This window comes from Paenibacillus sp. Paensp111 (genome assembly GCF_059492195.1).
This window is the reverse complement of the sequence record NZ_CP168527.1, coordinates 1,799,770-1,813,662: the sequence shown is the minus strand read 5'-3', so window position 1 is coordinate 1,813,662 and position 13,893 is coordinate 1,799,770. Positions and strand designations below refer to the sequence as shown.

Sequence of the window (13,893 nt, the reverse complement as noted above, 5' to 3'; positions counted from 1 at the left end):
CATGCTTACTTTATTCTATGACTCGAACCCACATCATGTGTGCTCCGTTCACAAAAAAAAAGGTTACATGAGAACCTTAGCTCATGTAACACAATTCTATGCGCCTTACGCCTGCCCTATTCCTTTAAACCAGGCTATAAGTCGTCCCCATTTTACGTTTACGCCTTAACGCTGTTACGAATTTCGGCAATAGCCCCAGCACGGTCAGAACGGCCGAATACCGCACTTCCAGCCACCAGTACCTCAGCACCAGCTTCTACCACGAGCGGCGCAGTCTGGGCCGTAATCCCGCCATCTACCTCGATAAGCAGGTCCTTCAGCCCCTGCTGCTGCTTGATATCGTTCAGCTCGCGGATTTTGCGAACCGTACCTGGAATGAAGGATTGCCCGCCAAAACCCGGATTCACGGTCATGACAAGCACCAGGTCAAGCTCTTCAATCACTTCAGACAAGACGGATACCGGAGTGCCCGGGTTAATCGCAACCCCGACCTTAACTCCCTGCTCTTTGATGAGATGGATCACCCGGTGCAGATGAACACAGGCCTCAGCATGCACGGTAATCAGATCAGCCCCGGCCTTGGCAAAGGCGGGTATGTAAGCATCCGGATTCTCAATCATAAGGTGTACATCTACAAACATACGGGTATGTGGCTTGATGGCCTCCACAACCAGCGGACCCAAAGTAATGTTAGGAACAAAGTGCCCATCCATAACATCCACATGGAGCCACTCGGCACCCGCTTGTTCCACTTCAGCAATTTCCTGACCCAATTTAGCGAAATCCGCAGATAAAATAGACGGTGCAATGTAGATCACTTGATTAGTACCTCCGTTTCTTATCTTTCATTTCTTCATAGAATTGCACATAGTGCTCATATCGGCTGGAAGCAATTTTGCCCTCGCCGAGCGCAGCTCGAACCTGGCAGCTAGGTTCGTGAAGATGGCTGCACCCGCGGAATTTGCATTCCGAAGCAAAGGGAGCGAATTCACGGAAACACTCCGACAACTGCTCCACACCCAGTTCCAGGAAGTCCAGCTGGCTAAATCCTGGAGTATCCGCAACATAGCCGCCGTTCTCAAGCTCGATAAGCTCAACATGACGCGTGGTATGCTTACCTCTACCAAGACGCAGGCTGATGGCACTGGTCTCCAGACCAAGACCTGGCAGCATGGCATTAAGGAGCGAAGACTTGCCTACACCGGATTGCCCGGAGAAGACACTAATCTCCCCGGCAAGCCGCTTGAGCACTTCTTCGGTGCCAGCTCCCGTATGTGAACTGGTGACGATAACTTCATAGCCAATGGAACTGTATAGCTCACTAACCTGTTTGGTCAATTCATCAGCTGTATCCGAATCATCCAATAGATCACGTTTGGTTAGACAAATCAGTGTCTGCAGCCCTTCATTCTCAATGTGGACCAGGAACTTGTCCAGCAGTTGAAGATTCATATCGGGTTCGCGAAGAGAGAACAGCAGGACAGCCAGACGGGCATTCGCAACGGGCGGACGAATGAGCTCCGACACCCGCGGCAAAATCTCCGTAACCGTCCCTTCTCCATTCTCCGTAGGCTCAAAAATAACCCTGTCGCCTACCAACGGAGTAATTCCTCTCTTCTTGAACACTCCCCGACCCCGGCACTGAACCGGTTCACCCGGTTCACCGCCTGTCTCTTTCACATAATAATATCCGCTTAAAGCCTTAACAATTAAGCCCTCAGGCATGTATGCAGCCTCACTTCCATGTTTATCTGCCTTTTCCCTGATCCTTATCTTTCTTTTTCTCGGCTTTCTGGGCAGCTTTTCGGGCTTCTTTAACCTGCTTATCAGATCCCGAAGCAAAGCGCTCTGTTACACCACTGTATTCCCCGTTGATAGAAGCGGAGTCTCCAGTAGTATTATCTCCAGTATTGTTAGGATCTTGCTGTGGATCTGGCGGAGCCGTGTCCACAGGCTGCTGTCCTATTGGTGTACTCGGCACTGGCACGGTACCCTGCTTCGCATCAATATAAGAAACCGGCAAGGTATCCAGATACTTACCATCCTGATAGATCAGAATAGCCCCATCTTTAGTAGGTGCAAGCACAAGGTTAACCGGGATAGTCTGAGCGGTCTTGATGGTTGTTACACCGGCTTCCCTATTCTCACCGCGTGCATCAGTATACACTAGGCGAATCTTGCTGTTCTTGCCTTCCGTCTTAGGTGCAACCGGGACATTATAAGTGTACTTGATCGCCTCAGGCGGATATCCGGAGCTGACGAAGATCGTAATCTCTTCACCCGGGGATACCTGCTCCTTGGGTGCATACGGATGCTGATTAAATACCAGACCTTGCTCCACCTTGTAGCTCGATTCCTGAACAACCCCGTCTTTGGCCAGCTTCAATCCATATTCCCCCAGCTTGGCTTCCGCCTGCTGCTGAGTAAGCCCGGTCAAATCAGGCATACTAACCTTCTCTTGTCCCTTGCTTACAGTAAGCTCGATCGCAGCTGTAGCAGGATCGAAGTCTGAACCTGCAGCAAGACTTTGACCTGTGACTTTGCCGGGATCAGCTTCACTATACTCGTCCTTCCGGGTAATCTGATCAACCTTCATCTGGAACTCATCGATCAGCTTCTTGCTGGCATCCTCAAAGGACAGCCCGTTAAGATCCGGAACTTTCTTGAGCGGCTTATCCACGCTCACCGTCAAGGCGATAGCTGAACCTTGTTTGACTTCTGTACCTTCAGGCTTGCTCTGCTCATAGACTACTCCTGCCGCAAAGCCTTCCTTATACTGCCTTGTAATCGGCTCCTGAACGGTAAGGCCGGCTTTGGCAAGTTCCGCTCTCGCCACATCCTCCTGAAGGTTAATGACCTGGGGTACCTTAACGTTAGGCTTATTAAGACTCGCATTGACATACCAGGCAACTCCAAGCATGAACAAGATAACCAGCAGAGTGATCCCAATCCATAAGGCGGGCTTGACCCAGCCCTTTTTCTTCGCAGCCGGGGGCTTGGGGGAAGGGTTATCCTCCTCTACACGTGACGTTCTTCCAGCTGCCTGCCGCTGAACAGCAGGCTTAATAGCCGGAATAACCCGTGTCTTGTCAGCATCATCCATGTCATCAAAAATAATCTTGGACTCCGTCCGTCTCTCTGGAAGAAGACAGGTCTCCAGATCCCTGAGCATCTCCCTAGCCGATTGATAACGTTCGTTCGGGTTCTTGCGCATCGACTTTAGAATAACGTTCTCCACACTTTGTGGAATAAGCGGGTTAACAAGCCGCGGCTCTTCAAAATCTTCCTGAAGATGCTTCAAAGCTACACTGATCGGGCTTTCACCAAGAAAAGGAAGCTTGGAGGTCAGCATCTCGTACAGCACAATTCCGAGTGAGTATAAGTCCGATTTCTCCCCCGTTACAACACCTTTAGCATGCTCTGGCGAGAAATAATGAACAGAGCCCACCACGGAGCCTGTTTGGGTAATAGTCGCCGAGGAAGCAGCCCGGGCAATTCCGAAGTCTGTAACCTTTACTCTTCCATTACGGCCAATTAATATATTATGAGGCTTAATATCCCGATGAATAATCTGGTTATGATGTGCATGATCAAGAGCATCACAGATTTGTGTAGCTATCCGAACGGCCTCATCTACCTGGAGCGGGGCGCGTTCCTTTATAATTTCATTTAAATTCTGGCCTTCAATATACTCCATAACAATATAATGAATGTCATCTTCCTGTCCTACATCATAAATACTAACGACGTTCGGATGTGACAAAGATGCGGCGGACTGTGCCTCCCGCCGGAACCGGCGAATGAATTCTTCATCGTGCACAAATTGTTGGCGCAGAACTTTAATGGCTACATTGCGTCCAAGCAGAATATCCTGCGCTTTGTACACAAGCGCCATTCCGCCCCCGCCAATTCGTTCAATGATTTGATATCGACCGCCCAATTCGTGTCCGATCATGTTGTCCACTCCTTTACACTTGACCCATCCGTGCCTGATATTTCAAATAAAGCTACAGTAATATTATCTTCTCCGCCCGCATCGAGCGCAAGCTGAAGGAGATGGTCTGCCCGGTCCTTCAAGGATACGTTAGGCAGTCCTACGGTCTGAGCCATTTGTTGTCTGGAGACATAGCTGCTGAGTCCGTCACTGCAGAGAAGAAGAATATCACCTTCCTTTAGGGCAACATGAATAAGGTCCACAGCCACCTGCGCATCTGTCCCGAGTGCACGGGTAATCACATTTCTGCGTGGATGGTTGTACGCTTCCTCTTCACTGATCTGACGGCTTTTTACCAGTTCATTAACCAGGGTGTGATCTTCTGTCAGCTGGGTGATGTTCCCCTGCCGGAACAAATAAGCACGGCTATCCCCAATATGTCCGATAATCCCTTCACGGCGATCCATGAGTATGGCCACAACGGTCGTACCCATGTTGTGATATTCCACACTTTCCGAAGCTGTGCGAAATACCACTTCATTGGCATGCAGGATAGCCTTCCTGAGAGCTTCTCTGCGAAGCTCGGAGGAAGTTGTTCTCGAGAGAGTCCTAAGATCGGACACAATCGTCTCCACCGCAAGCCTGCTGGCGGTATCTCCAGCCTGGTGGCCCCCCATTCCGTCCGCAACGATCCCCAAAGTCAATCCCTGTTCCAAAGCAGCTACCCATGATGAATCTTCGTTCACTGAACGAACATGTCCCACATCACTGACATACACCGTTTTTATCAAATCTTCTCACCTCGCACCAGACTCCATATGCTTCGCCCGCAATTGACCGCAGGCTGCTGCAATATCATGACCTTGCTCCCGGCGGATCGTAACATTAATTCCCTTGTCCGCCAATATGCGCTGGAATTGAAATATGTCATTTCTGGAAGTTCGAGTGTACTTGCGCTCCGGCACGTAGTTAACCGGGATCAAATTGACGTGGCACAGCATGTTCTTCAGGACACTGGCAAGCTCTTCCGCATGCTCAGGTCTATCATTCACGCCGCCAATAAGCGCATATTCAAACGTAATTCTGCGCCCTGTCTTAGCCTGGTAATATCTTAACGACTCCATTACATCATCGAACGGAAAACGGCGGTTAACCGGCATGAGCTTCGAGCGAAGCGCATCATTCGGGGCGTGAATGGAGATAGCCAGGTTAATCTGGGTATCTTCATCTGCAAATCGATATATATTAGGCACAATACCGCTGGTTGATACAGTAATATGCCGTTGTCCGATATTCAAGCCCTTCTCATGGATCATTAAACGCAAAAATTTCATCGTCGCTTCATAATTCTCGAACGGTTCACCTGTTCCCATTATAACGATACTGCTTACCCGTTCACCGCGTTCATCGAGAATCTGCTGGGCCCGTACAACTTGAGCCACAATCTCACCAGCAGTGAGGTCACGCTTCAGTCCTCCAAGTGTGGATGCACAGAAGGTACAACCTACACGGCAGCCGACCTGTGTAGTTACACAGATGCTGTTGCCGTAATTATGCTTCATAATTACCGTCTCAATGGCATGGTCGTCATGAAGCCCGAACAGAAACTTGACTGTACCATCCTTGGATTCGAACTTGGTTATTTCATTAAGAGTAATGAACTGGAAGTTCTCATTAAGCTTCTCGCGAAGACTCTTGGACAAGTTCGTCATCTCGTCAAAAGAATTAACCCGCTTCACATAAATCCAATCAAAAATCTGTCCTCCGCGGAAAGCCGGCTCTCCTTGGGATACAGCCCATTCCTGAAGCTCTTCTAAAGTAAAATCATATATAAAAGGTTTCATGATCACACACCTGTTCTATTTAAGTTAGACTCGAATTAATATTCATTCTTCCCATTTTATCATAAACACAGTTCAGACTAAAGCGCAAAACCCGCTGGAAAGTTCCAGCGGGAGAAGCCTTCTGACATATTAACCTAGTTTGCGAAGGCGGGCAATATAAAATCCGTCGGAATGATAATCCTGAGGAAGAATTTGGATTCCTGGGCCTTCTCTATGCTTCAAGGCTTCAAGCTGCTTCAAGCCCTCCGGAAAATCCGGCGCTTCTGCAAACTCGGAGTGGCTGCCCAGAAAAGCCTGGACAACGCGCTCATTCTCTCTCTTTTCAACCGTACAGGTGCTGTAGACTAGAATTCCTCCTGGCCTTAGCAGACCTGCCACCTCATCCAGCAGTTTGAGCTGTAGCGTTGAAATCTCATCGATATCCTCAGGCTGCTTGGCCCATTTCAAATCCGGCTTCCGCCGGATTACGCCAAGCCCGGAGCATGGAGCATCGAGAAGTATCCGGTCAAATGATTCACGCGGGTACTTGTCCGCAAGTTCCAGAGCATCCCCGGTTGTTGTCCGAACGGTGTTCAGCTCAAGTCTCGCAGCTTGATCCTCAATAAGCTTCGCCTTATGGGGATGGACATCGTTGGCGATGATCTCCCCTGCTCCATCCAGCTTCTCTGCAATATGACAAGACTTGCCGCCGGGAGCTGCGCAGCAATCCAGGATTCGCATTCCCGGCGCGGGGTCAACGGCCGCCGCCACGAGCATGGAGCTTTCATCCTGAATGGATAGGTACCCCTGCCGGTACCAGTCCGTGAGCGCCATATTGCCGCCACTGCGCACAATAATGCCATCGTCTGATAAGGCAGAGGCCTGAGCATCAAGACCTTGCTCCTGCATCTCTTTTATAAGCTCATCTCTACTGATCTTCGCCCGGTTCACCCGGACACTGACCGAAGGCGGTTCATTATTCGCACGGCAGATAGCCTCAGCTTCCTGCTCCCCATACTGCTTGATCCACCGGCCAACCATCCACTCGGGATGGGCGTGCTCCAGAGAGATTCTTTTTAGCGGGGAAAGTCCTTCAGGCAGCCTCAGTTCATCCTTGCGGCGCAACACATTACGAAGAACGCCATTCACCATTCCCGAAATGCCCTGATGCCCCTTCTTCTTGGCAATATTCACCGCTTCGTTAACTGCAGCATGGGATGGAATCCGGTCTAAATAGTGCAGTTGATAGAAGCTCAGCCGGAGCAAATTGCGCACCCAGGGCTGAAGCTTCTTAATTCCTTTGGATACAAAGGGATCCAAAAAATAATCAATCGTCGACAAACGAGAAATTGTACCGTATACGAGCTCAGTTGCAAGACCCGCGTCCGGCCCGGAAAGGCCGCTTCTCTGCAGTGCGCCATTCAGCTGGAGGTTGCTGTAAGCTCCCTCCTCTTCCACCTGCGTCAGCACCTGGAGGGCTACTTCCCGAGCGGATAAGGGTTTGGCCGAGCTTTTATTCACATGGCCTTTAGATTTAGGGCCTCCACTGCGAGATTGCTGTGACGAACTTTCATTACTGCCGTTTCCATTAGAACTGCTCAAGAGAAAACCTCGCCTTTCTTAAGAACCCCGCCGCGCAAAAACTCAGCCGCTTCCATCGCCTTTTTGCCGGCAGGCTGTACTTTAGTCAGAATAACCGAACCATCTCCAGTCTGGACCTCGATGCCTTGGCCGGTAAAGCCCAGCACCGTCCCGGGAGCCTGGCTTCCGCCAGTTGAAGCTCCATCCTGGGGCTTCGCAACTTCCCAGACCTTGAATACCTCGCCGTTCCAAAGCGTGAAGCCGCCTGCAAAAGGAACCAACCCCCGCACGCGATTATAAATCGCTCGTGATGAATCCGACCACGGGATTCGCTCATCCTCGCGGGTTAGATTTCTGGCGTAGGTGGACTCTTCCTCATTTTGCGGAATTCGTTCAGCCCGGCCATCAATAACCAGCGGAAGCTGTTCCTTAAGAAGAGCTGCACCCGCCAGACTCAGCTTCTGGAATAACGTGCCCGAAGTGTCCTCGTCTTCGATAGGTACCACAGACTTCGCGATCATATCTCCCGTATCCAGGCCTTCGGCCATATACATGAGAGTGATCCCCGTCTCCTTCTCTCCGTTGATGATGGACCGCTGAATCGGCGCTCCGCCGCGGTACTTCGGCAGCAGCGAGCCGTGCACGTTCAAGCAGCCATACTGCGGCAGGTCAAGCACGGCTTTCGGCAGAATCTGCCCATAGGCTGCCGTCACGATCACATCCGGCTTATAAGCGGCAAGCTCCTCCACAGCTTCCGGACTCCGCATCCGCTGCGGCTGGAGGACCGGCAATCCATGCCGGAGTGCGGCTTCCTTGACGGGCGTGGGTGTGAGAACTTTTTTCCGGCCCTGAGGACGATCCGGCTGGGTGACTACCGCTACGACATGGTATCCTTCGGATAATAGTGTCTCCAATGAAGGTACAGCAAAATCAGGAGTTCCCATAAAAACGATATTCATCGGCTCGTTCACTCCTTCTCTTGGTTAGGTTCCTGTGCCTCTGTTGTCTGTAAATGTTCCTGTGCTTGTGCTTGTTCTTGCTCTTGTTCAAATTCCTCTTCTTCCTCAGGAGGAATCTCATAATAATTCTCAGCCAGCTCTGTATATAAAATACCGTTCAGGTGATCAATTTCATGTTGAAAAGCGCGGGCCAGCAATTCGGTCCCTGTAATTGTAATCTCTTTACCCTTACGGTCGAACCCCTTGACTGTCACTTGATTCGCACGGCGTACATCCCCGCGGTAACCCGGAATACTCAGGCAGCCTTCCGGTCCAAATTGTTCCCCTTCTGAGGCCACGATCACCGGGTTAATCATCTCGATCAGCCCATTGTCATCGCCCACATCAATAACAATAATCCGCTTCAGCACACCTACCTGCGGAGCCGCAAGGCCCACTCCCTCCGCTTCATACATCGTATCGGCCATATCGGTCAGCAGCTTGCGGATAGCCGGTGTAATCTGCTTCACCTCTTCTGCTACCTGATGCAGCACCTCATTCGGTTCAAGTACAATCTCTCTAATCGCCATAACGCACCATCCTTCATCTATCCTATATAAAATAGCTCAAGCTTGATTGCAGACACTCCGGTTGCGGAGTGCTTGCTGAAGTGACGCTCCGAGGACGGAGTGTTCTTCTACCATGGAGCGCGCTCCGAGGACGGATCGTTCTTCCGATCATGGAGCACGCTCCGAGGACGGATCATTCTTCCGATCGCTGTTGTCTCTAAATTTCCTTTATCCTAATATTCAATGGTAGAAATTTAGAGACAAAGGCGAACGCTGACGCTTCTACAGAACGATTCCGCCCTCTACGCTAGGTCCGTCTGCACACCACAAAACCTTAACATCGGAGCACTCTAGTCCTTGTTCCGTACTGAGCGCATGTCATAGAGATAAGCCATTCCAACGGCTTAACTTCTCTCTGGATCTCTAACCTCAATATCTATTCCCTACTATGCTCTATGCTCACCCCAAGGTTAAACGCTCCCGCAGCCACACTCCACTAAACAGTAGTATTCGCAAACAGTAAAGCGTGCCCCAAAGGGGAGAAAAGCGACTCCCCGCACCCAATTAACTCCCCATCCCCTACAGCCGCTCCACAGCGACCTTTCCAGGTAACAAGGTCCCACCTACCAGAAAGCGGGTCCCGCAGGGACGGCAAGCGATCCAACCGCCAAAGTCACATAACGCCGCCTCTTCCACTCCAACGTTCCTCGGCAGGGTGTCCAGAGGGCAGAGCCCTCGGGGCCCTCCCTTGGAAGGGAGGGTTTGGGTGGGTTCTAAACCTCAAGCGACTCCCCTCACCCAATTAATTCCCCAGCTCCTGCAGCCGCTCCTTAGCGACCTTTTCAGGTAACAAAGCCCCACCTACCAGAAAGCGGGTCCCGAAGGGACGGCAAGCGATCCAACCGCCAAAGTCACATAACGCCGTCTCTCCCACTCCAACGTTAGTTCGGCAGGGTGTCCAGAGGGCAAAGCCCTTGGGGCCCTCCCTTGGAAGGGAGGGCTTGGGTGGGTTCGAAACCTCAAGCAACTCCCCGCACCCAATTAACTCCCCATCCCCTACAGCCGCTCCACAGCGACCTTTCCAGGTAACAAGGCCCCACCTACCAGAAAGCGGGTCCTGAAGGGACGGCAAGCGATCCAACCGCCAAAGTCACATAACGCCGTCTCTTCCAGACCAACGTTAGTTCGGCAGGGTGTCCAGAGGGCAAAGCCCTTGGGGCCCTCCCTTGGAAGGGAGGGTTTGGGTGGGTTCGAACCCCTTACATTAGCATCTGCGGATCCACATCAATACTAATTTGCAGGGAAGCATCCTTCAAGTGCTCCAGCGTCAAATTACTCACATCCCGCACCAGCTGAACCGCATCGATTCCGCCGCGATACTTCACCATACACTGGAAGCGGTAGCGGTTCTTGATTCTCGGTATCGGCGAAGCGATCGGACCTAGAATATCAAAGGCATCGGAGGTGAACCGGTCAAGTCCGCCGAACCAGCCTTTCTGCTGGGCCTTCCCTCTAAGATCACTAACGAAATTTTCAGCCATCCGCACAAGAATCTGCAGACTCTCATGGGTCATAGTAACCAGAATAAGTCGGCAGTAAGGCGGATATCCAAGAGTTCTGCGGTGCTTCAGTTCATCACGTACAAAAGATAAATAATCATGCCGGCTGGCATGGATAATGGAATAATGATCGGGGGTATAGGACTGGACGAACACCTCTCCTGGGAGGTGGTGCCTGCCTGCACGTCCCGCCACCTGAGTCAGCAGCTGGAATGTCTTCTCCGCCGCCCTGAAGTCCGGAAAGTTCAGCGAACTGTCCGCAGCAATCACGCCAACCAAAGTGACATCAGGAAAATCAAGCCCTTTGGCAACCATCTGGGTGCCAAGCAGCACATCCGCTTTTTTCTCCCGAAAAGCATTCAGCAGCTTCTCATGCGACCCCTTCTCTACCGTCGTATCGACATCCATCCGGATCACCCGAATCCCGGGAAAGAGCTTCGCAAGCTCGCCCTCGACCCGCTGCGTACCCGTTCCAAAATAACGAATATGCTCACTGCCGCACTCCGGACATACGGAAGGGGCAGGCTCGGAATAACCGCAGTAGTGACAGCGCAGGTTATTGGATTTCTGATGGTAAGTAAGCGAAATATCACATTCCGGGCAGCCCGCAACGTAACCACAGGTCCTGCACATCACAAAGGTGGAGAACCCCCGCCGGTTCAGGAACAATACCGTCTGTTCTCCCCGCTCCATTCTGGCAATAATGCCTTGGTGCAGGTCACGGCTGAACATAGATCGGTTCCCGTCCTTGAGTTCCTCACGCATATCCACAATCCGAACTGTGGGCAGCTCGCTTCCGGCTGGTCTCGACTTCATCTCAAGCAGAACCGGTGCAAAGTCATCGCTTGCCTGCGATCTTGCCGCGTGATAGCTTTCGAGAGAAGGCGTTGCGGAGCCAAGGATCACCACAGCATCGTGCTGCAGGGCCCGTCTGACAGACACATTCCGGGCATGATACTTAGGCGTCTCCTCCTGCTTATAGGAGGTTTCATGCTCCTCATCCATGACAATAAGCCCCAAATTGGGAAAAGGCGCAAACACAGCAGAGCGCGCCCCAACAGCAACCTCGACTTTACCTTCACGGATTTTGCGCCATTCATCATAGCGTTCTCCGCCGGACAGGCGGCTGTGCAGCACAGCCACTTTATCGCCAAATCTGCCTTTGAAGCGCTCGACCATCTGCGGTGTTAGGGAGATTTCAGGCACCAGGACAATCGCCTGCCGACCCTCGGAAATACATCGCTGAATCGCCTGTAAATACACCTCGGTCTTTCCGCTGCCTGTCACCCCATGCAGGAGAAATACTCCGTGCTCATGGCTGTCCAGGCGAGCGGCGATATGGTCAAAAGCCCCCTGCTGTTCTGGCGTTAACGTCAGCGGCGAAGTTGGCTTGAAGCGGCGATCCTTATAAGGATCACGGAACACTTCAACATCCTCGATCACAGCGAAGCCTTTCTCCGCCAGCTTCTTGACCGTCCCCGCCGTAACGCCGAGCGTGGTCAGAAGCTCCTGCATCCCGATCGGAATCTGCACCTCAAGCAGGAAGGCAAGCACCTCTCGCTGCCGGCGAGCCTGAGCGGTGAAAGAGGCCAATGCTTTCTCTGCTTCTTCACCTGTAACCGCAGCCGACACGGTTTTTACCGTTTTGATCCTAAGCTTATCCTTGATCGCCTGGCTCTCCGTCAGCACACCGCGCTTCATCAGCCCTTTAATCATCGCCCCGCGGCCAGGATAACGCGCATCGAGATGCGAGAAGGTCACCGGCCCTGCGGCCTTAACGTATTCAATAATTTCCGCTTCTTCCGCAGGCTGCAGCAGCGACAAGGAGAATAACCCTTCCGTCCCCGCGCCATTCTCCATCGAATCCTCCGAGTCACCTTCTGGACGTTCGTCAGGCTCTACGTAGCTGATATAGCGCTCGGCCTTCCCTTTCAGGGCCGATGGAATCATCGCCTGAAGCGAGGAGATCGTGCTGCATGCATATTCCCGGCTCATCCACTCGGCAAGCTCTACAAGATCCGGCGGAAGCGGCGGAAGATGATCAAGCAACTCCTGAATCTTTTTCATTCTGGATCTGTCCAGGCTGGATTCATGCTCCAGCGAGATCACGAATCCCTGAACGGTCCGGCGGCCAAAAGGAACCGCAACCCGGCTGCCTACCTCAATCCAGTCACGCATGCTTTCCGGTATCAAATAGTCAAAAGGCCGGTCAGTCTCCCTGCTTGGAACATCTACAATGACTTTGGCGATGGTATACATTAATGTAACGCTCCGGCTAACCGTTCCGCAGCCAGCTCCATGATGCGCAGCGCCACCATTTCTTTCGACATCAGCGGGAGTGCCTCAACAAGTCCGCTGCTGTCAAATATACTGACTACATTCGTATCTGTTCCAAATCCAGCTCCCTCTTGGGTCACATCATTGGCGACCAGCAGGTCACAATTTTTGCGTCTTAGCTTATCCATGGCATACTTATCCAAATCATTCGTCTCAGCCGCAAAACCAATCAGGAACTGAGTCGTCTTCACCCGGCCCAGACTTTCCAGAATGTCTATCGTCTTCACAAGCTCCAGTGACATATGATCCCCGGTTTTCTTGATCTTCTGATCAGACTGCTCCTTAGGCCGGTAGTCAGCCACCGCAGCAGCTTTCACGACAATGTCAGCAGTCTCCCACACTTCTTGCAGGGCATTATACATATCCTGAGCAGACTCCACGCGAGTCTGGGGAATCCCTTGCGGCGGGGGTGCTTGAGTACTCCCCATAATCAAATGAACCTCTGCACCCAGGTCACGAGCCGCCGCGGCGATCGCGAAGCCCATTTTGCCCGAGGAATCATTCGTAATATACCTGACCGGATCAATGCGTTCTACGGTAGCTCCAGCTGTGACGATCACCCTCCGGCCTTTCAAAGGCTTGGAAGAGAGTCTCATCTGTCTATCAAAAAAAGCCTCCACAATTCGAACCAGACTTTCCGGTTCCTCCATTCTCCCTTTGCCTACGTAGCCGCAGGCCAGCAGACCTTCACCCGGTTCAGCCATCATCACGCCGCGGGAAGCCAGATCGGCCAGATTACGAACCACAGTGGGATGCTGATACATATGGACATTCATGGCCGGAGCAAGCATGATCGGTGCCTCTGTAGCCAACAGCGTCGTGGACAGCATATCATCCGCGATCCCGGTTGACATTTTGGCAATGATATTGGCCGTAGCCGGAGCCACAAGCACCAGATCAGCCCAGTCAGCAAGATCGATATGCGAGATGACAGCGGGATCCTTCTCATCAAAGGTGTCCGTGTAGACTGGCCCGCGCGACAAGGCCTGCAGGGTAAGCTCCGTGATAAATTTTGTAGCCGATTCGGTCATGATCACTTTGACTTCCGCACCGCTTTGCACTAGCTTACTGCACAGTGAAGCTGCTTTGAACGCGGCTATCCCCCCGCTGACGCCAAGCAAAATCTTTTTGCCGGTTAACATCCTGATCCCC

General features: G+C 52.0%; 10 protein-coding genes. All 10 read right to left on the bottom strand.

Annotated elements, in window-relative coordinates; translation table 11 throughout:
* Window positions 1-158: 158 nt before the first annotated feature.
* Window positions 159-818, bottom strand: a complete 660-nt coding sequence (gene rpe, locus ACEN86_RS08275; protein WP_495633813.1) for a ribulose-phosphate 3-epimerase — start codon at window positions 816-818, stop codon at window positions 159-161.
* A 4-nt stretch (window positions 819-822) separates the two neighbouring features.
* A complete protein-coding gene (gene rsgA / locus ACEN86_RS08270) occupies window positions 823-1,725 on the bottom strand; it encodes a ribosome small subunit-dependent GTPase A (protein ID WP_495633812.1) in 903 nt (300 codons plus the stop codon).
* A gap of 22 nt (window positions 1,726-1,747) precedes the next feature.
* Window positions 1,748-3,955 carry a Stk1 family PASTA domain-containing Ser/Thr kinase gene (gene pknB / locus ACEN86_RS08265; RefSeq protein WP_495633811.1) on the bottom strand — a complete coding sequence of 736 codons (2,208 nt, stop codon included), beginning with the start codon at window positions 3,953-3,955 and terminating at the stop codon, window positions 1,748-1,750.
* The gene (locus ACEN86_RS08260) at window positions 3,952-4,725 is read right to left on the bottom strand and encodes a Stp1/IreP family PP2C-type Ser/Thr phosphatase (RefSeq protein ID WP_495633810.1); all 774 of its coding nucleotides are present in this window, start codon (window positions 4,723-4,725) and stop codon (window positions 3,952-3,954) included. The genes pknB and ACEN86_RS08260 overlap by 4 nt, the downstream gene beginning before the upstream one ends.
* Before the next feature lie 6 nt (window positions 4,726-4,731).
* Window positions 4,732-5,778, bottom strand: a complete 1,047-nt coding sequence (gene rlmN / locus ACEN86_RS08255; RefSeq protein ID WP_495633809.1) for a dual-specificity RNA methyltransferase RlmN — start codon at window positions 5,776-5,778, stop codon at window positions 4,732-4,734.
* 129 nt (window positions 5,779-5,907) lie between these two features.
* A complete protein-coding gene (gene rsmB / locus ACEN86_RS08250) occupies window positions 5,908-7,359 on the bottom strand; it encodes a 16S rRNA (cytosine(967)-C(5))-methyltransferase RsmB (protein ID WP_495633808.1) in 1,452 nt (483 codons plus the stop codon).
* Complete coding sequence (gene fmt, locus ACEN86_RS08245; protein WP_495633807.1) at window positions 7,356-8,297, bottom strand: methionyl-tRNA formyltransferase; 942 nt, start codon at window positions 8,295-8,297, stop codon at window positions 7,356-7,358. The genes rsmB and fmt overlap by 4 nt, the downstream gene beginning before the upstream one ends.
* A gap of 8 nt (window positions 8,298-8,305) precedes the next feature.
* Entirely contained in the window at window positions 8,306-8,866 is a 561-nt protein-coding gene (gene def / locus ACEN86_RS08240; protein WP_495633806.1) for a peptide deformylase, read from the bottom strand.
* A 1,238-nt stretch (window positions 8,867-10,104) separates the two neighbouring features.
* Window positions 10,105-12,663 carry a primosomal protein N' gene (priA, locus tag ACEN86_RS08235; RefSeq protein ID WP_495633805.1) on the bottom strand — a complete coding sequence of 853 codons (2,559 nt, stop codon included), beginning with the start codon at window positions 12,661-12,663 and terminating at the stop codon, window positions 10,105-10,107.
* A complete protein-coding gene (gene coaBC / locus ACEN86_RS08230) occupies window positions 12,663-13,883 on the bottom strand; it encodes a bifunctional phosphopantothenoylcysteine decarboxylase/phosphopantothenate--cysteine ligase CoaBC (protein WP_495633804.1) in 1,221 nt (406 codons plus the stop codon). Before coaBC ends, priA begins: the two co-directional genes overlap by 1 nt.
* Window positions 13,884-13,893 lie beyond the last annotated feature (10 nt).